The following is a 25,350-nucleotide window of genomic DNA, read 5'->3' on the forward strand; positions in this document are numbered from 1 at the left end:
TTAATGAAATCTCTGCGTACAAATCACCAAAAACTCCTTTATACTCAGGGAAAACTTGATCTAATACAGCTTGAAATTGTAGCTTTGTTTGAACCATAATTCCTGTCATATTTTCGTGTTGCCTTGTCAGATGCCGAAGGTTTAAAAGCCGAATACCACGTTTTTTCTGAGGCTCTAAATCCTCTTTGTAATATAGTTCGCCTAAGTGATAAGCATCAATGGCATCTGTTTTGGTTTTTCGTAAGCTAGAACTTTTTGCTCGGTAAGATATTAGTGGATTTACGATAATGGCAACGTACTCTCTTGCTTCTAAAAACTGAACAACTGGGGCATGGTAGTGTCCTGTGGACTCCAAAACAACAGGTGGTTTCATCCCTGTTTGATGCTCTAAATCTATTAAATAAGAGTGTAACTCTTCAAGCCCCTCCACCGTATGTTCAACTTTCACACTATTTTTATAGGGCATTTTTTTATCCAAGAACATTTGAATCTGACTTTCACCTTTTGCGACATCCAGACCAACTACTGGATTCATGTTTATCTCCTCCTAAGGTAGTGTATTGACCGGTAACCTCTATCTAGCTTGTTATTCATATCTTCGCTTGTTATACGAGATCGTAATGTCCCAACCAGCCTAATCATGTGTTAACAAGTAGAGGGCGAACAGTTTAGTTGTCGGGATCTAGTCCCACGGGTGCTTCCGTTCGACCCCGGCTACTATCAATCTATAAATTGAATAAAAAATAGTCAACCAGATTACTCTGGCTGACCTTATAATACGAACGGGTGCTTTACTTCAAGATGGGATTAAACTGCGATCCCATCTTTTTCTTGTTCAACTCCCATGAAAGAACTTAATCATCTTTCATTTTCTGTGGTGAAGTGCTGCTTTTTGCACTTCATGGATGGCTAACGGGGCAGTTTAGTTGAACAAGAAGGTTACTTTAAACAGATATACCAATGCGGAATTTTAAATTCCATCACTACAGAATCCACCTAAGATTAGAGCGGAAACCTTTACTATAATATCCCACTTTTTAGGGTATATATAAAGAAGTCATCTAGTGCCACTAGATGACTTCTTTTAAAAAACAAGTTTAACTTAGAATAACTGATATTTTATTTATTTGCATTTAACTTATCATCAAAGTTAATTTTAGTAATCCCTGGTTCTAAACCTTGAACTTTCTTGTAGGCGGATTGTGAAAATTCAGGTCCAGCTTCATTTTTTTGAGTTTTCTTACCTTTAATCATAGTTAAAGACACAACAAAAAGAGAAAATAATGCAAATATTGCACCAACTATAGGATTAATTTCGATTCTAGAATATTCAATTACAACTCCACCAATCATAGAACCCAGTGCAATACCAAGATGTGTGGCTGAGTTATTTATACTCTGCTGAATATCAGAATTCTCTCGAGCAGTGACGATTAAGTAACTTTGTATGGCAGGTGTTAGTGCCCAACTTAGCATACTCCACATCATCAATACAACAATAAATAAAGGGAAAAACTTTATTGAAAATGGAATTGAAATAAGCGATATGGTGAAAAATATAATTATACCGATTATGCATCTTTGAGGGCCGAAGCGGTCAGATAAAAATCCTCCAAGGCCACCGCCAATGATGGCAGCTACTCCAAAAATCAATAAAATGATACTAATCCAGTTACCTTCTAATCCCAAAGTTGCTTCCAAGTATGGAGTGAGGTAAGCATATAGTATTAAATGTCCAGATATGAATAAAAATGACGTTAACTGTATCAATACAATTTTCCTGCTTTTCAATGAGCTCAGCTGTTCTTTTAGTTGTTTTTTTAATGGTATACCTGATTTAGGCTCAATTTTATCCATAGAGAAATAAATAAAAATAATGGATATGACAGTAAGGATAACTATAAGTAAGAATGGCGCATTCCAGCCAAAAGAATTACCAAGCACTAATCCCAACGGAACACCAAGCACTAATGACCCGGTTACACCCATAAAGACGACTCCTATTGCTCGAGCACGATATGCTTCCGATACGATATTTGAAGCAATAGTTACGCATAAAGAAATAAGTAAGGATGCGCTTATGCCCGACAACACTCGAGCAAGCAAAAGCATGCTATAGCCTGTGCTTAACCAAGCAATTACATTCGCAAAAAGAAATACAAGCAATGTAATCAATATGAGTTTTTTTCTTTCAACTTTAGAAGTTGTTGATAAAAGAATCGGTCCAGAAATGGCATACACAAAGGAAAAAATTGAAATTAACATACCTGCTCGTCCAAGTGAAACATTAAAATCTTGGGCAACTAAGTGAAGAATACCCCCTAAAATTAATTCTGCTAAACCAACAACAAAAGAAACTATTGTTAGTAAGTACACTCGCTTATCCATAAAACACCTCGTTATTTTTGATATTATGTTACCACCGCAAGGGTAACAACTTTTGTAAGTATATCATTTGGATTTATAAAAACAAGTGGAAATTACTTTGTAGATTGGTTTATGCTAGTTGAAGGAACTAAAATTATTTATAAAAGAGGAGATTTTATGCTTCAAAAATTTGGTTTTACACAATATGAAAGTCAAGTGTATACATCACTTATTACCGTTAATCAAGCTCTTGATGCGACGGCAATTGTAAAACGATCAGGCGTACCTCGTACAAAAATCTATGAAATTTTAAATAGGCTTGTAGTTAAAGGGATTTTGTTAGAAGCAACTATTGAGAAGAAGCGCTTATACACTGCATTGCCGATGGATGCATTAATTGAAAAATTAAAAATAGACTTTGATTCAGATATAGAAGAACTGAAAAAAATAGAAGTAGTGGAAATGGAAGTGGATGATCGAGTTTGGACATTAAAAGAGAATCAATCAATTACCTCTGTGATAAAGGAGTTATCACAGAAAGCGACAAAATCTATTTTAATCTTCATGTGGGGAGATGATTTACAAAATTATTTGCCTTTACTGGAGAAAAAATATCAGGATGGTTTGGAAGTAGTTATTCACGTAATTGGAAAAGTCAATACTATTATCCCAACTATCTACACTCTAATCCCAAATCAAAATCATAATATGTTGGAACGAGGCAGAATTTTAATTGTTGATGAGGTTGAAATGTTGTTTGCTGGAATGGAAGAAGACAGTTGGCAAGCAATTCGAACTCAATCGCCGCCACTCGTAAAGTTTTTTACAGATTTTTTCCATCACGATGTCGCTCTAACTAAAATCACGCAGCGCTATCATAACATTTTAATGGAAGATGAAGACATAAAAGAAGCACTTCTGAAACTTCGTTATTAAACAAATTTGGCAGCATTACTGTAAAAAAAGAAATTTTTTAGAGTGGGTTTCAATCTTAAAGAATAAACGAATTTTGTATTGTCTTATTCAACTCCCATGAAAATAAAATCTCTGGCACTAAAAAAATCCATGCTAAAACAAACGCGACCTTTATATTCAAAAAAATGGTAGCGCCTAAAATAAAGATCTGGTTTAGTTTGTATTAGGGAGCATCCGTTTCAGTGATGGTCACATCGTAACCCAAACTTTCAAGTCTCCGAACAGAATATCGAATAATAGATTGTTCTTTTTGTTTATCAAAGTAGTCTTCGCCCAAGTCTATATACATTTCTTTCCGTGTTAAAAGGTAATAAGCAATGCGTAAGATGGCATGAGCTACGGATATTCCTGCGCGTTTTTTACCCTTTCGGGTTGCAGTCCGTCTATATAATGCACCTAGATAGGTTCTAGATCCCCTGACAGAATGAGCTGCTTCAATTAGAGCCGATTTCAAATATTTATTGCCTTTCTTCATAGCGGAGGATTTCCTTTTTCCTGCACTTTCGTTGTGTCCAAGTACTAGTCCTGCCCAAGAACAAAGATGTGCTGCACTTGGAAATTGCTTTTCTACATTAGTTCCAATTTCAGCTAGGATTTGTTCCGCCATTCGAGTGGCAATTCCAGGAATGGAGTCCAATCTTTCGATATCTTCTTGGTGTGTGGAAAGCCGGCAAGTTACTTCCTGATTTAACAATTCAATTTGTGCAGTCAGAAAATCAATATGAGTAAGAATGGTTTTAATCATTAGTCGTTGATGTGGTTGGATATAGCCACGAAGTGCGAGTTCAAGCTCTGCTTTTTTCTTTTTCATTGAACGTCTAGCGAAACCAGCTAACTTTTCTGGATCATTTTCACCTTCGGCAATGGCACGAAGCATATCAAGAGAGGAAACCCCCATCACATCTGATACAACAGAACCAAGTTTAATATTCGCACCTTCGAGTACCTTTTGAATGCGGTTATGTTGTCTCGCTCGTTCTTCAATCATACTTCGACGATACCGAACTAATTCTCGTAATTCACGTTGGGTGCGATCTGGAATGAAGCTAGCTTTAAGTAATCCGTGACGAAGTAACTTAGCGATCCATTCCGCATCTTTAACATCAGTTTTACGACCAGGAACCGATTTGATATGTTGAGCATTTACAACTAAAAATTCGATATTCTCAGCCTCGAGTATGTTTACAATAGGCTTCCAAAATACACCTGTACTTTCCATAGCTACATGCGTACAACCGTGTTCTTTAATCCAATCAATTAACTGCAATAGAAAAACAGTTTTAGTAGAAAAGGTTTGAATCACTTTACCTTCTGGTGTCATAATACATGCGGTAATCGAATCCTTATGAATATCCATGCCACATGCACGTTCAATGATGACTTCCATTAGAAACATCCTTTCTACGGCCAATCAAATTAGAGGCTGGTGCAGCAACCTGAGTAGGATGAATCTCCCATGAGTGCTTCCCGTGAGGGAGCGACAGTCAGTGATACACCGTGGTCGTTGGAGTCAGACTAACGGAAGGGCTCAAGGCACCATAGTTTATCGACCTTCCTCTCCCAGCCGTAGTATTCAATACCCGTTCTGAGTACATTTTCATCTTCTGTGGTGTAGCGCTGGTTTTTTGCGCTACATGGATGGCTAACGGGTGCTTTAGTTGAAGAAGGTAGTCAAACCAGAAGCAACAATCTTTGAGAAAACAGCCTTTGTTTTTTAGCTAGCAAGGGATGACATTTGTTGAAAAGTATACATTGTATATTTGTTGATTGGAGTGGAGGATGGGCGACTCCTCGGGGATTAGCGTCACAGATGAGACCCTGCAGCGAGCATCGCGAGTGAAGCGGCTCATCGGACGCCCCCAGGAAACTCTGCTCTGCGCGAAAGCGGAGCGGCAGCAACAAAGCGCTCAGCCGGAATGGAAATCAACCTCACGTTATGGAGATGTCGGCACTTTACAATTTATAATGACATATAATATTTAAAGCGTTTAGCGGTTTATGCAAAGAAAGTTATGTTATATTAAGTTGTATACATTAGATGAAAGGGACGTTAAAAATGATTGTAAAAACGCAAGAAGAGATTGAAGCATTTAAAAAAATCGGCCGTATTTGTGCTGAAATTCGTGAGGCAATGAAGGCTGCTACAAAACCAGGTGTAACAACACTTGAATTAGATGAAATTGCAGGTCGTATGTTTGCTGAAGCAGGAGCAATTTCTGGACCTAAAGGGGAGTATGATTTCCCAGGCTACACATGTATTAGTGTGAATGAGGAAGTCGCACATGGTATTCCTAGTAAACGAGTGATTAACGAGGGAGATATCGTCAATATAGACGTATCTGGGTCACTAAATGGCTACTTTGCTGATACGGGCATTTCATTTGTAGTTGGCGAAGGCTATGAGGATAAAGAAAAGCTATGTCACGTAGCCAAAAGTGCTTTCGACCGTGCGATGACAAAAGTAAAAGCTGGATCAAAATTAAACCAAATCGGTAAAGCTGTTGAACGTGAAGCATATGCCAATGATTTAACAGTGATTATGAACCTAACAGGTCATGGTTTAGGTCGTTCTTTACATGATGAGCCAAATCATATTTTAAACTACTATGATGCTTGGGATTCAACAATTATGAAAGAAGGCATGGTGCTTGCAGTCGAGCCATTTATCTCAGCGAAAGCGGAGCATATTGTAGAATCTGGTGATGGCTGGACATTCATTACGCCAGACAAATCATTAGTCGCTCAAATTGAGCATTCAATTATCGTTACTAAAGACAAACCAATTATTTTAACTTCTCTAGATGAACAATAAAAAAGCTGAAAATCCTGCTAACCAATTTATTTTTGGTAGGCAGGACTTTTTTTAATAAATAATATACCGACAAGTAGCACTCCACATAAAAACAAGGCTGCAGTTGTCACAAGTAGCTCATCGAAACCATTATGTAATGCGACCCCGATATAGGACCAGATAAATACACTTGGGTAGATAATATCAAAATAATGGAATCGAATATGTAGCGCTATTGCTGCTCCAATGGTCAGTAAAATAACTGCCCAAAGTGGATCACTAAGGCCAAGACCATTCCATTGATAAGATGTTAGCATGAAGCTTACATTTGTCATTAGGCTAAATGTAATCCATGCTAAATAAACCGAGAAGGGTATACGACCTGTGAGTGAATTATTGCTAAGAGGGTACGCTTTGTACAACTTAAATAAATACAGTACTAAAACAAACGTACTGATAATTGACATGATAAATAGTTCGTGATGCCAAACAACAATTGCTAACGCCTGCATGATACATATGCTACTAAAGAGAACAGTCTGTTTAATAGATGTCTTTTTTAGGTTCATGACTAACCAATAACCAAGTAACATGTAAACCACAATCCAAATCATATAACTAACATTAAACGGTGCAAATATTACTGGAAAACGATTTAAGATCTCTAAAAAAGAATGATCGTTTATTTTCATGAAATAGGATGAAAAGGTTAGGATGAGTGAGACAATAAAAGTTATTGTCATCAAAAAAAATCGAGGCATGTTTTCTCTCCCTTCGTGTTAAATTGTATAGGGAAAAGACAAATAAGTATAGGACTGAACATTATATTTTCATTATAACGGAAATTTCCAACGATGTATCGCGTGTTTCGTTAAAAATATCTACAATTTACCATTTGGATAGTTATCCATATACTTCTTTAGTACAATGAAAATATTCAAATGTAAGGAGTGAAGTTTTAATGACTCAAAATTTAAATAATCTAGATTTATCAGTGAAACTGGATAAGAAAATGTATAAAAAGAAATTAAAAGTACTCCAATATGAAATGTTAAATGCTCAACAGTTTTTATTAAAAAATAAAATTGGATTAATTCTAGTATTTGAAGGTATGGATGCTGCTGGTAAGGGTGGCGCTATTAAGCGTCTAATTGAACGTGCTGATCCGCGTGGCTATGTCGTGCACCCAATTGCAGCACCTCAGCCTCATGAACTACGCTACAATTATTTACAACGTTTTTGGCGAAAGCTACCACAACATGGACAAATCGCTATTTTTGATCGCTCATGGTATGGTCGTGTATTAGTTGAGCGAATTGAAGGATTTGCAACAAATGAAGAGTGGTCTCGTGCATACGAAGAAATTAATAACTTTGAAAAGATTTTAACAGCAGGAGATTATATTGTTATTAAGTTTTGGCTTCAAGTATCTGATGAGGAGCAGCTTAACCGTTTTAGAGAACGTGAAGAGGATCCATATAAGTCTTGGAAGTTAACAGATGAAGACTGGCGAAATCGCGAAAAAACACCTCAATATATAGAAGCTGCAAATGAAATGTTTGCGAAGACCGATAAGAAAAGTGCTCCGTGGGTTCTAATACAAGGAGATGATAAAAAATATGCTCGTGTACAAGTGCTGCAAGAAACACTAGCACATATCGAATGTGAGGCAAAAAAACGTGGCCTACATTTAACGAATGTATTAGACACAGCACATTTAGAAGATGCGGAATCGTCTAGCCTTGAATTGCTAGAGGAGAAGCCTAAAAAACAAAAACAAAAAGTGAAATAATGTTATAGATGCTGTAACAACAAGACGAGATGTTTTAGTTGTAGCAGCATCTTTTTTTACATACAATAAAGTAAAACTGCAATTAGTGGGTGTTTTTTCCATTGGCAAATGGACGCAGGCATTAAAACGTATTGATAATTATCGGAAGGTTAGTGTGGAAAAATGGTGCTTAAAATTTGGAGATTATTAAGGAAAAAGGGTGAAAATGTGGTATCAATTCAAGGAGGGAAATGCTACATTCGCACATTTTATGAAAAAGATGCACAAAGTTTAACCGATCTCGTAAGTCGCAATAAATACTTTTGGTCTACACATGAGCCGTTACAACGCCCTGAATATTATACAATTAATGCTCAATATAAAAAAATTCAAGAATGCTTATACTTAATGGACTCAAAAAGGGAATTTTCCTTTGGTATTTTTGAGCCGGGTACAAATAATTTAATAGGACATATTGCTCTTTATGCAGTAAAACGTTTACCGTATTCTAGTGCGTTTGTTGGTTATGCGATGGATGAAATTTATATTGGAAAAGGGATCGTCACGGAAGCAGTTAATATGGTCGTGCAATTTGCGTTCGAGCAAGTAGGCTTACATCGAGTAGAGGCTTATGTTTCAACACAAAATAATTCTTCTATCCGAGTCTTAGAAAAGGCTGGATTCCAGCGTGAGGGTCTTTTGAGAAAGCTGCTGTACATTAATGGTAAATGGGTGGATCATTATATGTATGCACGTTTAGAGGGTCAATAAAAAGAAGCGTCTATCTTTCAGTATCGAAGGATAGACGCTTCTATTTTTATTATTGTTTGCTACCGTCTATGATTAAATCAAGGCGACCTGTATTTGGATCAATCACTAATCCATGAACAGGTACGTCTTTAACCATTAACGGGTGATTACGAATTGTATCAACGCTTTTCTTTACACTTGTTGCTACGTCACCAAAGCCACGTAAAAACTCTTTTAAATCAAAACCTGAATATTCGATCGTGTCGATAGTTTCAGGGGTAATCCCTCTAGCAACCATTTTATTTAACATGGCTTCTGGGTCAACTGCACTCATACCGCAGTCGTAATGTCCAACAACATACACTTCATCTGCTTGTAGTTCATAAACAGCTACAAGTAAACTACGCATAATTGCACCAAAAGGGTGACTAACTAATGCCCCAGCACTTTTAACGATCTTTACGTCGCCATTACGCAAATTCATAGCTTTAGGTAACAGCTCTACAAGTCGTGTATCCATACAAGATAACACAACGATGCGCTTATCAGGATACTTTGTTGTAATAAAAGGCTCATATTTCTTTTCTTGAACGAAATCTTCATTAAACTTAAGAATATCTTGTAACATTGTCATGGCTCCCTCCCTTACAGGAATTATTTTAGAGCAAAACTATAAATATGCAAATAATAATGACAATATTCACGCGACTTTTTACGAAAAAAAAAGAAGTTTAGTAATTTGTTTAGCAAATCGAAATAATTAAATAGCCGTAAAATCCGCCGGAAGATAAAAAAAACAGCTACTTATGTAGCTGTTTTCAACAAAATTAAAATTTTTCGTTTGGTTTTGGATCTACAGTTACTGAAGACTTAGAATCTAAACCAACTTGTAGGTAGTGGATGAAGAATGCCAAAGAGATTAATAAAACGACACTAAAGCCTAGTACAGTCGTTACGAACATAATAAAAGCCCCTCTCTACTAAAATAATCTACAATATTATCTAAAGTAATTATACAATAGGTTACTAGGAAAATCTAAGGAGAATTTATGACATCCACAACATACCTAGTTCAGACTAATATTAGTAGGGATAAATTACTTGAATTGTCCAGTTGATAATACGGAAAAGTGATTATTTTTACCTAATAGTAGTGGCGCTTTCTATATTCTGCCTAGAAATAATCTTAAAGTAATGTACTGAGCTTTGTGCATTTCGTCTGTTGAAATAATTGATTTTAAATTTTCTTGTCCGTGCTTAGCCGCGACGTTTTTTGTACCGAAAGCGTAGCGGCAGGTATAGAAGTCTCTCTGTCTTTAGTTGGTGAAAGAAGCTCTTTGTGCCAACAAAAAGCCGAATGATGCAATTATGCCGAGGCATAATTGATTAAATATGAGAAGAAATCAAATGAGTCTTTTGGAGTGTTTTCATAACGAGTGCGAAAAATGTATTTTGTCGGATAAATAGACATTAAACCGTTTCATACCATTTTTATGCGATATTTTAACAATTATTTGAGGTGGTTTTTTGTTTTCAGTCGAATTACTTATATGAACGCGTAGATTTTTTTGGATATTTAATCCTGATTTTATGACTAATCAAGCATTTTTTAGTAATTTTGTGTCGAAGAATAATAACAAATTCTTAACTTTTTTCAAATAAAGACAATTTAGTGTATTATTCTTAATTCAATATAATCAAATATGGTCGAAAGGTGAATAAAAAGTATTTATTTCATCGAAAAAAATGTGAAATACATTTATACTATATTAAAATTATGGAAAAAAGGACGAAATAAAGCTTAATAGGAGATTTGGAGGTTCTAGAATGGATATATCGTCGATTGTAGGGTTAATACTTGCGCTAGTAGCGCTATTAACAGGAATGGTGCTAAAGGGTGTAAGTTTAAGTGCGTTTTATAACCCGGCTGCCATTTTAATTATCATCTTCGGTACAATTTCCGCAGTAACAATTGCCTTCCCAATGAAGGAGTTAAAGCGTGTACCAAAGCTATTTAAAATTCTTTTTAAAGAAACAAAATTAGCAGATGATATTGAGATTATTAAGATGTTTTCACAATGGGCTGATTTAGCTCGCCGCGAAGGTCTATTAGCGCTTGAAAGTAAAGCTTCAGAGATTGAAGACCCATTTTTAAAAAATGGACTTACATTAGCAATTGATGGTCAGAATGCGGACTATATTCGTGATGTCCTAACGGAAGAAGTCGAAGCGATGGAAGAACGTCATGCTAGTGGTTCTGCAATCTTTACACAAGCTGGTACATATGCCCCGACTTTAGGGGTACTTGGTGCGGTAGTAGGGTTAATCGCCGCATTAGCAGATATGAATGACATAGAAAAGCTAGGACATGCTATTTCAGCTGCTTTCATGGCTACATTATTAGGTATTTTTACAGGTTATGTTTTATGGCATCCGTTTGCGAATAAATTAAAACGTAAATCAGCTATCGAAGTTAAGCAAAAAAGAATGATGATTGAAGGCATCCTTTCTGTCTTAGAAGGGGAGGCGCCACGTGTTATTGAACAAAAATTATCTTCTTACTTAACAATGGAAGAACGTCGTCAAATTTCTGATGAAAGCGGGGCGGGCGGCCTTGGCAAAGAAAGCTAAGAAAAAAAAGCATGATGAACATATCGATGAGTCTTGGCTAGTTCCGTATGCAGATATTTTAACACTGCTATTAGCAGTATTTATCATATTGTTTGCATCCAGTTCAGTAGACCAAGAAAAGCTAGAGAGAATGTCAGCGGTGTTTAATCAAGTATTTGATGGTGGAACAAGCTTTTTAGATCAGCCTTCACCGGTACAAAGTCCGAATGCGGATAGTGACCAAACACCACAAACGCAACAAAATTCAGCTTACTTGAAGGATCAGCAGGAGTTAGCTCAAATTAAAGATAGTGTTGATAATTTCATTGCTGTTCATGAGATGGAAGGTCAATTCGCTACAGCGATGACTGATGAAGGATTACTTGTTACAATTCGTGATAGTATCCTGTTTGATTCTGGGAAAGCGGACATTAAACCAGAGTATAAAACAATAGCAAAAGAGCTTGCAAATGTGTTGGTATCTAATCCACCACGTAGTATTGTTATTACTGGTCATACGGATAATGTTCCAGCTGGACCAAACTTCTCTTCTAACTTACAGCTCTCGGCGTTACGTGCGGTGAACTTCGCAGAAATTTTATTGCAGAGTAACTCGAAGTTAGATGGTCGAAACTTTAGTACACAAGGTTTCGGTGAGAACCGTGCTGTTGCACCAAATGATTCTAAAGAAGGACGTGCGAAAAATCGTCGTGTAGAAGTGTTAATACAACCACTTGTAACTGAGGATGGTTCTGCCGTAAAAAGTACAAAATAGAAAAAAGCTATTAGCAAACGGCTTTGGTGCCTTTATTGCTAATAGCTTTTTGTTTAGAAACTTCTATTTATTTGCGTAAAGCGCCTAATTCAGCAACGATTGCTTGCATCTCGCTCGGACTAAATGTATCGCGCTTCATGATCATTTCGTATAAATAGACTAGGTCATCGTAATTAGCCTCATCGAAATTTTCCGATTTCATCGCATCAACATTAACCATGCGAAGCTTGTCTTTCATTTGATCAATCATATAAATAACGTTTTCTTTTGACGGTACTGATAAATCCATTATTTAAACCTACCTTTCGTTATCCTCGAAAATATCATTTCATTGAATAAAAAAAATGTCAACACTGTATTTTGACATTGCTTTAAAAATAGACTGTTATTGGGTAGAATAAGGGCAGTAAGTAGTTTAACATCTGTCGGCAGGTGTTCAAACATCCGCTTAATTAGAGGAACTCAGTCTAAGAACGCCGCGTCCAGTGACAATTTATCTGTGCGAAAGCGAAGCGACAGCAACAACAACAACACACGACTGAGTGACCAACATCATACTATAGTTGTCTCTACGCTTTCGAGCAAAAACATCTGCCGCTGACGCTACGCTTTCGCGCAAAAAATATCTGTTGGCCTAAAGCCTCCGGACGTAATTATGCCGAGGCATAATTAATTTATTACTCTAAAAAACAAATACATTTACTAAAACAGGGGGTATTTAATATGGGACGAAGTAAATTATTAGCATCTATCGTAGTTGGTGCCACAGTTGGTGCTGCGTTAAGTATGTTGGACCGTACAACGCGTGAAAAAACAATAGCTTCAACGAAAAAGATGAAAGAAGCAATATCGTATTATGCAACCAACCGAGAGGAATTACAAGTTCTAGTTGAGGAAAAAGTATTGGCCACTAAAGTGCTATGTGAAAGTGTTTCAGAAAATGTCAACTCAATCATTGATAAAGTTGATGAGTTTAAAGATTTACCTTCCACGATCGAAGGCATGATTAATGACACGAAATCAGCCTTTTCTTTACCTAATAAAGAATAGTTGTCGTACAGGAGGGAATTTGTATGGAGAAGAAAAAAGCTTCGATACATTCAGCTGTCGGTGTGGTGAAATCATTTGTCTCACCGGATGAAGATACTGTAGATGTGATGACATCAAGAGGCTTTATGCAAGATTTACTACTACGCTTACGACGAGCAGAAATATCAGCTCTTGCAGCGCAATTGGCTTATTTCTTTTTACTGTCTTTTTTCCCGTTACTAATTTTTCTAGTTACATTACTACCCTATTTGAATTTAAAGTCGACGCAAGTGTATTCATTTCTAGTGAATATAATGCCGGACGAAGTATATAGGCTTATTGAAAGTACATTAGATGAAATTTTAACAAGCCGAAATAGTAGTTTATTATCTGTCGGGGTACTTGGAACAATTTGGTCTGCCTCCAAAGGAATTAATGCGTTGATTAGAGCCTTGAATAAGGCTTATGATACAGAAACTAGGGCGAGTCTATTAGATCGAGGGCTATCCCTTGTTTTTACCTTGGTATTTGTCGTTGTTATTGCTGTTGTTCTACTGTTACCGGTTTTTGGGCAACAAGTGGGGCATTTCTTATTTTCGATTGTTGGCATTGAGGAGCAGTTTGAAATAATCTGGCATAGAACACGTTGGTCGATCCCACCGCTACTTATTTTTATAGTTTTAATGGGGATATATAGATTTATTCCAAATACAATTCCTCGTTTGAAGTTAAGGGGAGTTTGGCCAGGTGCATTATTTTCAACTATTTCCTGGGTGGCAGTAACATATGCTTTCTCCTTTTATATTAATAATTTCGCGAATTATTCCGCTACATATGGCAGTATTGGTGGCGTTATTATTTTAATGCTGTGGCTATATTTCACGGGAATTATTTTAATTTTTGGTGGCATTTTAAATGCGACGATGCAGAAAAAAGTATTGCAAAAAGAACTTATGAAGCAGGAGACACTAGCAAATAGGTAGGAATATGAAAAGAATAGCCTCGTATCACGCTTTGTGATACGAGGCTGTTTGTGTTTTAGGCGTTTTTATTAAGCATACGTAAGCCATTTAAAATAACTAAAATAGTGCTTCCTTCATGTCCGATTACGCCAAGAGGTAAATCGACGACCTGTAAAAAGTTTGAAGCAATTAATAAAACGATAACGCCTATAGAGAAGAAAATGTTTTGTTTGATGATGCGTTGCATTTTACGTGATAAACGTACAGCATAGGCAATTTTTGATAAGTCATTTTTCATTAAAACGACATCTGCTGTTTCTAAAGCAACATCTGTTCCTTCTCCCATCGCAATTCCGGTAGTTGCAGTTGCTAATGCAGGTGCATCATTAATACCGTCACCGACCATCCCTACAAATTTATGTTCAGAAAGGAGTCGTTTCATCTCAGTCACTTTTGTTTCAGGGAGACATTCTGCAACGTATTCTGTCACGCCTGCTTCTTTGGCAATTACCTTTGCAGTCTTCTCGTTGTCGCCTGTTAACATGACAACATCAATGCCTAGCTCTTTTAGTAATGATATTGCTTTTTTTGCTTCACTGCGAACTGTATCTTTTAGGGCTGCCAATGCGACAATGCCATCTTTGTCACGAATGAAAATAACACTTTTTCCTTCTGAGGCAAGGCTTTCTGCTGCGCCATTTGCAAATTCGATTGCCTCATCTAGACCAACAAAGTCTGGTTTCCCGACAAGATATTCGACCTCATTAACGTTACCTTTGATCCCCCAACCTGGGATATCTTCAATAGTGGCTTGAGGAAACTGTGTGATACCTTCTTGTCTTGCAAATAAAGTAATTGCTTGTGCGAGTGGGTGGTTCGATTGTGCTTCAATACCTGCAAGGATTGTTATTGCATGTTCACGGTCTAATCCTTCTCGAACAATAAAATCAGTAATGGTTGGTTTACCTTGTGTTAAAGTACCTGTTTTATCTACTGCTAATGCACGTAATACACCTAGATGCTCTAAATGTAAGCCTCCTTTGAATAATACACCGTGTTTAGCACCATTTGAAATTGCTGCAAGTGTTGCCGGCATAATGGATGCCACAAGTGCGCATGGAGAAGCAACTACTAGGAGTACCATTGCACGATAGAAAGTTGTTGTCCAGTCCCAACCGAGAACGAAGTGAGGTAGAAACATCATAATGGCAACGGCGAGTAGCGCAATTTTTACATAAGTACCTTCGAATTTTTCTATAAACTGTTGAGATGGAGACTTTTCACTCTGAGCACTTTGTACAAGTTGGATAATTTTTTGGAAAAGTGTTTCTGAATTTGGTTTTGTCATTTCCATCGTAATGGCGCCATTTAAATTCACAGTACCTGCAAATACCTCGTCGCCTTCATGTTTTGCCACTGGGAGTGGTTCACCGCTTATTGCGGATTCATCGATAGAAGACTGTCCTTTGAAGATCACGCCGTCTGCTGGAATACGTTCACCAGGTTTTACGAGTAGGTGATCTCCAATTTGTAATGTAGAGATAGAAACTTTCATTGGTTCAAAGTTCCCTCGTACAAGCCAAGCTTCTTCGGGTTGTAAGTTCATGAGTGCAGAAATTTCACGATGACTTTTATTCATTGCGTATGTTTCCAGAGCACCACTTACGGCAAAAATGAAAATTAGAATAGCGCCCTCTGTCCAATAACCGATTGCAGCTGAGCCAACTGCAGCTAATACCATTAATAGTTCAACATTAAGTTCTTTATTTTCAATGGTTTCTTCGATGCCTTCTTTTGCTTTAGCGAATCCGCCGACACAAAATGCAACTATATATAAAATAATAGAAGCTGTCGTTTGCCCGCTAGTATCTAAACGCCATGCAAGCAAAATAAACAGACCTGCTATAAGGGCAGCAATTAATTCAGCATGCTCTTTTGTTTTCTCAATTAAATTATAATTTTCTCGTTTAGAGTGTTCCACTTTTATTCCTCCTGATAATGAAAATCAATATCAAAACCCATATAAATCAATGTATATAAACAATATCTAATTGAAAATCGCTATCGATTAGCTCCTCTCTAATTTAGAATTATTATAACAAAGGTATTTGGAAAAAGAAAGTAAGAAATTTGAAGGGATTTTTAAAGAGTGGGGATAAAAGCAGGCCGGGATTGAGATGGAGGCGATTTGAGGATTTTTAAAATAATTTTTGAACATAAGAAAAGCACAGTTATTCATAGGAATATTCTGTGCTTCTCAAACTTGTGCAGGCTTATCACTATAAAGTGGGGCTGATTTCCGGTCTGGCTAGGCACTTGGGCGTCTAGTCTTCACTTCAATCAACTGACATACGTTTTAATAAATGTCATACCTAACTTTTGGTGATGAGCCATAAATTATTAAGTTATAAATTCGTTTTTGCAGTATAGCTGATGCTATGTGTACTCCACAGTTTAAAAACTATTGTTACTATTCAACGTAAAAAGCTCTTATTGAAATACTCGTTCTGCGTGTAGGGCAAGTTTTTCTAGGGATGATTTGTCTACATCTGCGTGTAATGAGTTACCGTGAGAGTCCATTGTTACAACAGCCGTGAACTTCTCAACGTTTAAATGCCACATTGCTTCTGGAATACCGAATTCCATTAGGTCAACGCCTTCAACACCTTTAATGCAGTCTGCGTAGTATTGTGCAGCACCACCGATTGCATTTAAGTAAACGCCACCGTGCTCTTCTAATGCAGCAAGTGTTTTTGGTCCCATACCGCCTTTACCAATTACAGCGCGGATACCGAATTTTTTCATGATGTCACCTTGATATGGCTCCTCACGAATAGAAGTAGTTGGACCAGCTGCTTTTACTGTCCAGTTACCTTCTTCGTCTTTTGCCATTACAGGGCCACAGTGATAAATAACTTGTCCATTAAGATCAACTGGAGCATCATGGCTCATTAAATGATGGTGAATTGCGTCACGGCCAGTATACATACGACCAGTAATCGAAACAACGTCACCAACTTTTAGAGCGCGAATTTGCTCTTCAGTAATTGGTGCAGTAAGTTCCACTACATCTGTAGTAGTATCTTCTGTTGTTGCTGCAACTTCATCTTCTTTAAATGTAATTTTTTCGCCTTCTTGATAATGCCAGTTAATAATTTCACCAGTTTGAGGGTTGATGTCCACAGCCATACGACGGTATGCCCAGCAGTTATAAGCTACTGATACGTAGAATGATGCAGGGATACGGTGCATAACACCAATTTTACAGCCTAGTAATGTTGCTTCACCACCGAAGCCCATTGTACCGATACCAAATGTGTTTGCAGTTTTCACTACATACTCTTCTAATTTAGCAAGATCAGCATTTGGATTTGTATCTTCTACATGACGGAATAATTGTTCTTTCGCTAAGTCGTAACCAGAAGAGCGGTCTCCACCGATACCTACACCGATGAAGCCAGCTGAACAGCCTTGACCTTGTGCTTGGTATACTGAGTGAATGATACATTTACGGATACCATCTAAATCACGACCAGCGCGGCCAAGACCTTCAAGCTCACATGGTAGGCTATACTGAATGTTTTTGTTTTCACAGCCGCCACCTTTAAGGATTAACTTAATTGTGATGTAGTCTTTTTCCCATTGTTCGAATTTCATAACAGGAAGACCGTCACCAAGGTTGTTGCCGCTGTTTGCGCCTGTTAATGAATCAACCGCATTTGGACGTAATTTTGCATCGGCAGATGTATCACAAATAGCTTTTTTAATAGCTTCTTTAATTTCTAATTGGTTTACACCAACAGGAGTATAAATTTTGAATGTTGGTAGACCAGTATCTTGACAGATAGGTGATACATTATCTTCTGCCATAATAATATTAGTTGAGATTGTGTCTAAGCTCATTGCAGCACGAGTACCTGAATTCTCAGCTTCTTTAGCTTTCTTAATTGCACGACGTACGTCTTTTGGTAGATTAGTAGATGTTTCAGTAATTAAATCGTAAAGACTTTTCTCCAAAGTTTGGATATTCATTTAGTATTGCCCCCCATAGAAAATTTGATTATTTCCACGATACATTATACTCTTTTCAACTAATGAAAAAAAGAGTTCAACTCATTGTGGTCGGAATTAAAGGTCTATTCTCAAAAAGAGGTAATTTAAATATGAAATTATGTATCTATTGTTTAGGTGGGCGGATCACTTTTGAAGCCGAGCTGATCAAATCACCATAAAGATTGCTGGCGAAGAACGTTTGTTCTATAATAAATATAAAATTTCCTTTAGGAGGTAATATTATGAAGTTACTTAATTTACCTGAAGTATTTGAACAATATCGGACTATAATAGAGGAAACGATACAGCCTACTGTATTTATTGAAACGGAAGAACGAAAAACATCTTTATTTGAAAGTAAGTTTGCGGGTGATCCGTATTTTCCTCTTTCAATGGAATATCCGAAAAGTCCTGAGGGGCAACCATTAAAATTACTAGCACAAATTAATTTTGCAGATGTATCTAAGCATTTACCGAATTTCCCTGAAGAGGGGATTTTACAGTTTTTTATTGATGGCTATGATGATGTATTAGGGATGGACTTTGAGAATGGCCAAAATCAGGAGGGCTTCCGCGTCATTTTCCACGAACATATTGTCAGTGATGAGCTGCAATTAGTTCAAGACTTCTTATTTGTTGAAGAGAAAGAAAAAGAATTATTCTTTCCAGTTGAAAAAGAAATGGCATTGTCTTTTGGAACAAGCTACGAACCATTATCAGCACATGACTTTAGACGTGAAAAACTATATGCGAAGATCCTTGCTAATATAGAAGACAATGATATTTTAGTAGACTCATTTTATGAAACCTTAAATAGTTCAGGTCATAAAATTGGCGGATATCCATTCTTTACCTAAGAAGATCCAAGAGCATATGGCGACTATATAGATTCAACAATTTTGTTACTTCAGATTGATAGTGTAGGCGAACATATTGTGTGGGGGGATGACGGGGTTGGAAATTTCTTTATTACTGAAGATGACCTTAAACGAAAGGATTTTAGTAAAGTTCTATATAATTGGGATTGCTATTAACCGGAAATGGAACAGAAAAAAGCAAGTGGATATAGCACATCCGCTTGCTTTTATCTTCATCCAGCAAATCTTTTCTGTACAGTGAAGAGTCAGTTATAAAAGACTTCCTGAAGATAAGCCTCCGGCGGATGTCACTGGATTTTAATATTCGGACGCAATTACGCCAAGGAGAAATTGATTAGTAGTTATTGTTCACGAGCATTAAATTGCTCCATTTTGTCTTCTAAATCATCCATCATTTGAATTAAACGATCGATATCCTCTAATTCAGTTGTTTCAGGATCAATTGCATCTAAAACTTCTAAAAACATTTCAAGACGCTCTTTTAAGTAGTTCATTTGCTGTTTTTTATCAGTGATTGGATTTGACATAGATACACCTCATTTCATCCCCTTCATCTTAGCTGATTTGGGACTAAATTTCAATGTTTAGGTAAACACCTAGGACTAAGCGATTATTTTGCGAAAATCAATAGACCGAATATTTACAATATTGAGGGCGTGTGTTAAATTAATATTAAGAAAAAGTAAAGGAGCTGATTTCAAAAATCAAAAAAACTCTAACTCGAAAAGGAGGGAGTTTAAACAAGTACTCGGCCGATGTAAAAGCCGAAATTCGTGTTTATACAATTAAATGGAGATAAGTGTTAGTTAGGCCTTAGCGTAAAATCACATGTGGTGAGCGCTAAGGCTTTTTTGTATGCTGTTATTTGGAAAAACGACTTGATGTTGGAGGGAATGATGACATACTTCTCAGATTACAGCAAAAAAAGATTTGCCATTCTAGTGTTAATTGTATCTATTTAAGGCTTTTCACAAGGGATGCTATTACCGCTAATTTCAATTATTTTCGAACGTGATGGAGTATCCTCTGCGTTGAATGGATTGAACACAACAGGTCTATACATAGGAACTTTATTAATCTCACCATTTATCGAGCAGCCATTACGAAAATGGGGCTATTAATAGGCGATGCACTTGTCTTCGCTTCACTGCTTGCGTTTCCCTTATGGAAGAGTGTGACTTTTTGGTTTACCCTCCGCTTACTCATTGGGATAGGGGATCATGCATTACACTTTGCAACACAGACGTGGATTACAAGCACTACGGATCATAAAAGCTTAGGAAAAGGTATGGCCATTTACGGCTTGTCTTTTAGTACAGGTTTTGCGGTAGGTCCTTTGATGGTTAAACTTATACAAGTTTCAGAAGCATTACCGTTTATTGTGTCCTCGATTATGTGCTTATTAGCATGTGCTTTTGTCTTCCTTTTACAAAATGAAAAACCAGAGAGATTAACGGGAGACTTACATGCAAGGGGGTGGCATCGTTATAAAATGGCTATTGCATTCGGGTGGATTGCATTTTTAGGGCCATTTGTTTATGGGTTTTTAGAATCTTCTTTAAATGCCTTGTTCCCAGTTTATGCGTTACGAAAAGGTTTCGACGTGGATATGATTCCTATTATTTTATCAGTCTTTACATTTAGTGGGATTTTGACACAAGTACCACTTGGAGCTATAGGGGATAAAGTAGGACGACGCAATGTCTTGAAAGGTTCATTTGGTGGGACTGTTATTTTTGGCATTGCAAGTTTTGTAGAGCATTCACAAATCGCAGTAGCTGTAGCATTTTTCTTTACAGGTACATTAGTCGGTTCGATGTTTTCATTGGGTATTACTTTTATGGCTGACTTAACACCAAAGGAGTTACTACCAACAGGAAATCTGCTTTGCGGTATTGCTCTTAGTATCGGTAGTTTAACAGGGCCATTAGGAGGCGTTTATTTAGAATATGTAAATTACAGCTTCCTTTTATTAGTGGCGATGCTTTTGCTAGCTATAGCCATTGTTTTATTAGTCTTTGGGCGTTGTTTTTTGGAATGATTCTTGAAGCGGAAAAAAGAGAGTCAGCTCGGAGACTTTTGGGTATTTTAGACAAAATAAAAGAGCGGGGCTCATCTTCCCGCTCATAAAACAAAAAAACGCCCAGCAAATCCGTGCTGTTATGGCGTTCTTTGCGTGACAAGGATGTTCCGTCCAAGTCACATAGGTTTGGCACCTAGAATGATATTATACAGACAAGTTAACATAAAATCAAATAATATTTGTAGATAAGTAATATTTGGACTTTGGATCTCTATATAATAGAAGAACACTAACTCAGATGAATTATAATGAGGAGATATTGACACATCGCAGAATATAAAAAAAATCGATCGATCCACCGTGCATTAACAGAATTAAAGCTGCTAAGATTTTAAAGGGCGTCACTCATTTTTTGAGGACGCCCGTTTTCATTACATATTTTTCAATACTAGCTTCGCCACACATTCCACCTGTGCGGTTTGTGCAAACATATCCACCGGCTGAATATACTCCACATCATAAAACTTCGATAATTCGTTTAAATCCTTCGCTAAAGTTGATGGATTACACGATGTATAGACAAAGCGCTTCGGTTTTAGCTTCAACACCGTGCGGATGAATTCTGGTGCTAGACCTGTACGTGGTGGGTCAACTGTAATAACATCTGGTGTAAACCCTTCTCTGCGCCATTTTGCTAGGACACTTTCTGCTGTGCCGACTGCGTATTTTGTATGCTTGAAGCCATGGTTTCGAGCATTTTTACGTGCATCCTGAATGCTTTCTGGAATAACATCCATCCCACGAACTTCTTTTGCTTTGTCAGCCAGCCATAAGCCGATTGTTCCAACACCGCAGTAAGCATCAACAACTGTTTCTTTGCCTGTTAATGCTGCTGCTTTTTTTATTTCATCATAAAGATGGACCGTTTGTGTTGGATTCAGTTGGAAAAAGGCGCGAGCTGATAAATCAAAGGCTAATTCTCCAAGCTCCTCATGAATTGTTTCCTTGCCATCAAGGACAATTGTTTCATCGCCAAAGATTAACGATGTTTTCTCACGGTTAATATTTTGGGCAATCGAAACAATACTTGGGTCGATTTTTTTAATACGTGCAATGAGTTCCGCTTGATGTGGAATTTCCTTACGTGTTGTAACGAGCACGACTTGTGTTTCACCAGTACGAATTCCTGTACGTACAACAATCGTACGTACTAAGCCATCAAGTGTACGACCATCATAAATAGTAATATTCAGTTTTTGTAAAATTTTACGCGTTGCCACTGTGATTTTAGATGTAATCGGATGTTGAACAAGGCAATCATTGATGTTCAGTAACTTGTTACTACCTTCTGCAAATAACCCTGCATAGACACGCTTACCCTCTTTACGTACTTGATACTGACTTTTGTTACGATAATTCCATGGATTATCCATCCCTAAAGTTTTGCGAACTTCAACTGTATTAGCTAAAGGTTTAGCGTAACGTTCTAATGCTTGAATAACGATATCACGCTTTTCGATTAGCTGTTTTTCATATGTCATATGTTGAAGCTGACAGCCGCCACATTCGTTGTAAACTGGGCATGGTGCTTCCTGGCGATATTTTGAAACTTTGCGAATAGTTACTATTTCTGCTTCGGCAAAGTTTCGCTGTGTTTTAGTTATTTGTGCTGTAATTTCTTCACCAGGAATAGCGCCTTTTACGAATACCACATTACGCTTATAAAAGCCTACTCCTTCACCGTTAATACCAAGTCTTTTTATTGTTAGAGGAAATTTTTGTCCTACTTCCATTGTTGTTTGCTGCGTCAAGCGATCCACGTCCCTGTTCTTTTAATATCATCTCCCCATTATAACTAAGGAGTAGACGATTGCAAAGCGACAGGAGAATCTTCATATTCTAAAACTAAATCGTCAAGGGATAAAAATGTATAGCCTTGTTTTTTCGCTTCGGCAATAAACCTTGGGAGAGCTTCTGCATTATCTTGTGCAACTGTATGCATTAAAATAACAGCGCCTGGGTGAAGCTGTTCCATTAATGCATTATACGCATAATCTGCGCCACGACGGACATCCCTTTCCCAATCCTTAAAGGCAACAGACCAGAAAATATGACGATAGCCCTCAGCATTTGCTACCTCTAATAATTTCGCATTAAATGTACCTTCAGGTGGTCGGAAGTATGTTGTACGCTTTATACCAGTCAATCCCCGTAGTTTATCGTCAAATTTTTTCCATTCTGTACGCATAGCATCTGGCGTTAATCTCGCCATATTTGGATGTCCATATGAATGGTTGCCGATTGTATGGCCATCTTTAATCATGCGTTTCACTAAATCGGGGGCACTTTCTAAATAATGACCAGTTAAAAAGAAGGTGGCTGGTGCTTTTTCCTTCTTCAATGTATCCAAAATGCTTTCTGTAAACCCATTTTCATATCCGTTATCAAAGGTTAAATAAGCAATTTTTTTATCAGGCTTACCTTTATAAATAGCACCATATTTCTCAAGTAGCTGATCAAGCTGTGCTCCAGCTTCAGCTGGTTCACCGTTTTTTGCTTTCTTTAATCCCCAATGGTATTCATCAGAGCCAGAAGCTGAAAATGGATTAAAGCTAATCGCCGCGGCAATAATAAAAGTAGCGATGACCGCACCTACAATATGCTGTTTCCACATATAAAAACGCATCCTTTCTTTTTCATTAGAATGCGTATTTTTAAAAAAATTATCCTATTTAATTTAATGCAATAAATCTTGAAGAGGAAATTAAACGTAAAATGATGTTTTTCTAAAAGAATACCCGCGAAACTGGAAATTACTCGTGAAACGAGAGAATACCGAAGTAAAAGTAAATACCCACGCAAAACGGGAGTATACCTCCCACAGAGCAATACCCTCGAAAAATGTTATAATGGTCAGTAGTGAGGTGTTACAAATGCGTATTATTACGAAAATTGCACGTCAAAAAAACAACCCAGAACGTTATAATATATATTTGAACGAAGAATACGCTTTTCCTGTAGATGAGGCAATTCTCATTCAATTTGGATTAACGAAGGGAAAAGTACTTGAGGAATTTGACATTCAGGAAATTGCCTATGAGGATGAGATTCGAAAAGCTTTTAATAAAGGGTTAAATTTTTTGTCTTATCAAATGCGCAGTGAGCATGAGGTCAAGAAAAAGCTTCTCTCGTTAGAATTTGGGGAAGCGGTTATTTTAGAGGCTATCCAAAAGCTTAAATCATACGGCTTTTTAAATGATGAAACTTACTCCAAGGCATTACTCGATACGAAAAAAGCTACGATGAAAAAGGGACCTAAGGCAATTAGGCAAGACCTTATGAAAAAAGGAATTGATAAAAGCTTACAGGATGAGGTTCTTGCTACGTATAGTCATGCGGAACAGGTTAAGCTTGCCACACAATTGGCTGAGAAGGTCGTTCGATCAGAAAAAAAGAAAACCCCAACACAAATAAAAGCTAAAATTCAAGATTTTTTAATGCGAAAAGGTTATTCTTTTAGTGTTATAGATGATGTGCTCAGTCAAATAGAGATTGAGCAAGATGAAGATGAATGGCAACAGCTACTTGATGGACAAGGCGAAAAAGTTTGGAAAAAGTATTCATCGAAGTATACTGGTTATGAATTGAAAATGAAAATAAAGCAGGCTCTCTATCAAAAGGGGTTTCCTATAGAGGTTATAGATCGTTTTATAGAAGAGAAGGAGAATGAGGAATGAACGAAAAAAATTACGCTGCAATGTCAGAGCACGAATTACGTGAGGAAATAGCAATGATAAAGGAAAAGGCACGTAAGGCGGAACAGCTAGGTATCATTAATGAATTCGCAGTATATGAGCGTAAGGCTTTAATGGCGGCTGCTTATTTAGTAGATTTGGAGACAATAATTCCTGGAGAAATGTATCGTATTGACGGCTCTGAAAATGAATTTTTTCAAGTGGATTATTTAAAAGGTCGCTTTGCTTGGGGACATCGCTTGGGGGGCGAAAAATATCAAGAGGCTTTACCTGTTTCCATGCTATCTCCTGTAAAGGTGGGCAAATAAATGGAAGAAAAAATTGAAAAACTAACTGCTGAATTACTTGCAAAAAACCCGCAAATGTCAGTAGGACGTGCACGAGTATGGATTGAGCTTTTATGGAGTGATTTTGAATCGACTTCTGCAAAAGCAGGCTACTCCTATCGTGGTGCTGATTACACTGAAAATTTAGTGCGTCAATTAATTAACAGCTACGGTGATAAACTTCATGCATTTGCAGGACGCAACCCTAAATACGCACATTTACTCGATGCTAGTGATGATATGGTACAATAACAAAACCCTGACCAATATTTGGTCAGGGTTTGC

23 protein-coding genes and 2 pseudogenes are annotated in these 25,350 nt (G+C 37.2%); 13 read left to right on the forward strand and 12 right to left on the reverse strand.

Going from position 1 to position 25,350, the window contains the following annotated elements:
- A partial coding sequence (locus C7Y47_RS22295) for an IS110 family transposase (RefSeq protein WP_142510752.1) occupies positions 1-535 on the reverse strand: 535 nt, incomplete at its 3' end.
- A 584-nt stretch (positions 536-1,119) separates the two neighbouring features.
- Positions 1,120-2,388: an MFS transporter gene (locus C7Y47_RS22300; RefSeq protein WP_142510753.1), complete on the reverse strand. Its 1,269-nt coding sequence runs from the start codon at positions 2,386-2,388 to the stop codon at positions 1,120-1,122.
- Between the two features lie 156 nt (positions 2,389-2,544).
- Between C7Y47_RS22300 and C7Y47_RS22305 the strand changes: the two genes are divergently transcribed.
- A complete protein-coding gene (locus C7Y47_RS22305; RefSeq protein WP_142510754.1) occupies positions 2,545-3,303 on the forward strand; it encodes a TrmB family transcriptional regulator in 759 nt (252 codons plus the stop codon).
- Positions 3,304-3,505: 202 nt separating this feature from the next.
- On the opposite strand, the gene C7Y47_RS22310 is transcribed toward C7Y47_RS22305, so the two are convergent.
- Entirely contained in the window at positions 3,506-4,729 is a 1,224-nt protein-coding gene (locus tag C7Y47_RS22310; RefSeq protein WP_142510755.1) for an IS110 family transposase, read from the reverse strand.
- Between the two features lie 669 nt (positions 4,730-5,398).
- Between C7Y47_RS22310 and map the strand changes: the two genes are divergently transcribed.
- Positions 5,399-6,154: a type I methionyl aminopeptidase gene (gene map, locus C7Y47_RS22315; protein ID WP_142510756.1), complete on the forward strand. Its 756-nt coding sequence runs from the start codon at positions 5,399-5,401 to the stop codon at positions 6,152-6,154.
- A gap of 26 nt (positions 6,155-6,180) precedes the next feature.
- Here map and C7Y47_RS22320 read toward each other — a convergent pair whose 3' ends face one another.
- Entirely contained in the window at positions 6,181-6,894 is a 714-nt protein-coding gene (locus C7Y47_RS22320) for a hypothetical protein (protein WP_142510757.1), read from the reverse strand.
- 200 nt (positions 6,895-7,094) lie between these two features.
- Here C7Y47_RS22320 and C7Y47_RS22325 point away from each other — a divergent pair, with 200 nt between their 5' ends.
- Both C7Y47_RS22325 and C7Y47_RS22330 read left to right on the forward strand, forming a co-directional pair.
- Positions 7,095-7,925: a polyphosphate kinase 2 family protein gene (locus C7Y47_RS22325; RefSeq protein WP_142510758.1), complete on the forward strand. Its 831-nt coding sequence runs from the start codon at positions 7,095-7,097 to the stop codon at positions 7,923-7,925.
- 162 nt (positions 7,926-8,087) lie between these two features.
- The gene (locus tag C7Y47_RS22330; RefSeq protein WP_142510759.1) at positions 8,088-8,675 is read left to right on the forward strand and encodes a GNAT family N-acetyltransferase; all 588 of its coding nucleotides are present in this window, start codon (positions 8,088-8,090) and stop codon (positions 8,673-8,675) included.
- 49 nt (positions 8,676-8,724) lie between these two features.
- Here C7Y47_RS22330 and C7Y47_RS22335 read toward each other — a convergent pair whose 3' ends face one another.
- Complete coding sequence (locus C7Y47_RS22335; RefSeq protein ID WP_142510760.1) at positions 8,725-9,288, reverse strand: beta-class carbonic anhydrase; 564 nt, start codon at positions 9,286-9,288, stop codon at positions 8,725-8,727.
- Positions 9,289-9,481: 193 nt separating this feature from the next.
- Positions 9,482-9,616, reverse strand: coding sequence for a hypothetical protein (locus C7Y47_RS25915; protein WP_255505301.1), 135 nt, complete (start codon positions 9,614-9,616; stop codon positions 9,482-9,484).
- Positions 9,617-10,481: 865 nt separating this feature from the next.
- On the opposite strand from C7Y47_RS25915, the gene motA reads away from it, so the two are divergent.
- Positions 10,482-11,285 (forward strand): flagellar motor stator protein MotA, encoded by an 804-nt coding sequence (gene motA, locus C7Y47_RS22340; protein ID WP_079562711.1) that lies wholly within the window; start codon positions 10,482-10,484, stop codon positions 11,283-11,285.
- Positions 11,269-12,039, forward strand: coding sequence for a flagellar motor protein MotB (motB, locus tag C7Y47_RS22345; protein ID WP_142510761.1), 771 nt, complete (start codon positions 11,269-11,271; stop codon positions 12,037-12,039). Before motA ends, motB begins: the two co-directional genes overlap by 17 nt.
- A gap of 67 nt (positions 12,040-12,106) precedes the next feature.
- On the opposite strand, the gene C7Y47_RS22350 is transcribed toward motB, so the two are convergent.
- Positions 12,107-12,328 (reverse strand): DUF1128 domain-containing protein, encoded by a 222-nt coding sequence (locus tag C7Y47_RS22350; RefSeq protein ID WP_142510762.1) that lies wholly within the window; start codon positions 12,326-12,328, stop codon positions 12,107-12,109.
- 434 nt (positions 12,329-12,762) lie between these two features.
- Here C7Y47_RS22350 and C7Y47_RS22355 point away from each other — a divergent pair, with 434 nt between their 5' ends.
- Complete coding sequence (locus tag C7Y47_RS22355; protein WP_142510763.1) at positions 12,763-13,089, forward strand: YtxH domain-containing protein; 327 nt, start codon at positions 12,763-12,765, stop codon at positions 13,087-13,089.
- A 23-nt stretch (positions 13,090-13,112) separates the two neighbouring features.
- The gene (locus C7Y47_RS22360) at positions 13,113-14,051 is read left to right on the forward strand and encodes a YihY/virulence factor BrkB family protein (RefSeq protein WP_142510764.1); all 939 of its coding nucleotides are present in this window, start codon (positions 13,113-13,115) and stop codon (positions 14,049-14,051) included.
- 55 nt (positions 14,052-14,106) lie between these two features.
- On the opposite strand, the gene C7Y47_RS22365 is transcribed toward C7Y47_RS22360, so the two are convergent.
- Positions 14,107-16,011 (reverse strand): heavy metal translocating P-type ATPase, encoded by a 1,905-nt coding sequence (locus tag C7Y47_RS22365; RefSeq protein WP_142510765.1) that lies wholly within the window; start codon positions 16,009-16,011, stop codon positions 14,107-14,109.
- Positions 16,012-16,520: 509 nt separating this feature from the next.
- The gene (locus tag C7Y47_RS22370) at positions 16,521-18,062 is read right to left on the reverse strand and encodes a fumarate hydratase (protein WP_142510766.1); all 1,542 of its coding nucleotides are present in this window, start codon (positions 18,060-18,062) and stop codon (positions 16,521-16,523) included.
- A gap of 413 nt (positions 18,063-18,475) precedes the next feature.
- On the opposite strand from C7Y47_RS22370, the pseudogene C7Y47_RS22375 reads away from it, so the two are divergent.
- Positions 18,476-19,117 (forward strand): annotated as a pseudogene (locus tag C7Y47_RS22375) (YwqG family protein).
- Positions 19,118-19,302: 185 nt separating this feature from the next.
- Here the strand turns inward: C7Y47_RS22375 and C7Y47_RS22380 are convergent.
- The gene (locus tag C7Y47_RS22380; protein ID WP_049668848.1) at positions 19,303-19,488 is read right to left on the reverse strand and encodes an SE1561 family protein; all 186 of its coding nucleotides are present in this window, start codon (positions 19,486-19,488) and stop codon (positions 19,303-19,305) included.
- Positions 19,489-19,857: 369 nt separating this feature from the next.
- Between C7Y47_RS22380 and C7Y47_RS22385 the strand changes: the two are divergent.
- Positions 19,858-21,002, forward strand: a pseudogene (locus C7Y47_RS22385) (MFS transporter).
- Positions 21,003-21,415: 413 nt separating this feature from the next.
- On the opposite strand, the gene rlmD reads toward C7Y47_RS22385, so the two are convergent.
- A complete protein-coding gene (gene rlmD / locus C7Y47_RS22390; protein WP_142510767.1) occupies positions 21,416-22,795 on the reverse strand; it encodes a 23S rRNA (uracil(1939)-C(5))-methyltransferase RlmD in 1,380 nt (459 codons plus the stop codon).
- A gap of 44 nt (positions 22,796-22,839) precedes the next feature.
- Positions 22,840-23,658, reverse strand: coding sequence for a polysaccharide deacetylase family protein (locus C7Y47_RS22395; protein ID WP_142510768.1), 819 nt, complete (start codon positions 23,656-23,658; stop codon positions 22,840-22,842).
- A 259-nt stretch (positions 23,659-23,917) separates the two neighbouring features.
- On the opposite strand from C7Y47_RS22395, the gene recX reads away from it, so the two are divergent.
- From recX to C7Y47_RS22410, 3 genes are read left to right on the forward strand one after another with little or no spacing between them, the layout of a single operon-like run.
- Positions 23,918-24,721, forward strand: a complete 804-nt coding sequence (recX, locus tag C7Y47_RS22400; protein ID WP_142510769.1) for a recombination regulator RecX — start codon at positions 23,918-23,920, stop codon at positions 24,719-24,721.
- Entirely contained in the window at positions 24,718-25,047 is a 330-nt protein-coding gene (locus C7Y47_RS22405; RefSeq protein WP_142510770.1) for a YfhH family protein, read from the forward strand. Before recX ends, C7Y47_RS22405 begins: the two co-directional genes overlap by 4 nt.
- On the forward strand, positions 25,048-25,317 hold the full coding sequence (locus tag C7Y47_RS22410; RefSeq protein ID WP_142510771.1) for a YfhJ family protein: 270 nt from the start codon (positions 25,048-25,050) through the stop codon (positions 25,315-25,317).
- Positions 25,318-25,350: the final 33 nt, after the last annotated feature.

It is taken from the genome of Lysinibacillus sphaericus (assembly GCF_006864135.1).
In the GTDB taxonomy this organism is placed as follows: Bacteria; Bacillota; Bacilli; order Bacillales_A; family Planococcaceae; genus Lysinibacillus.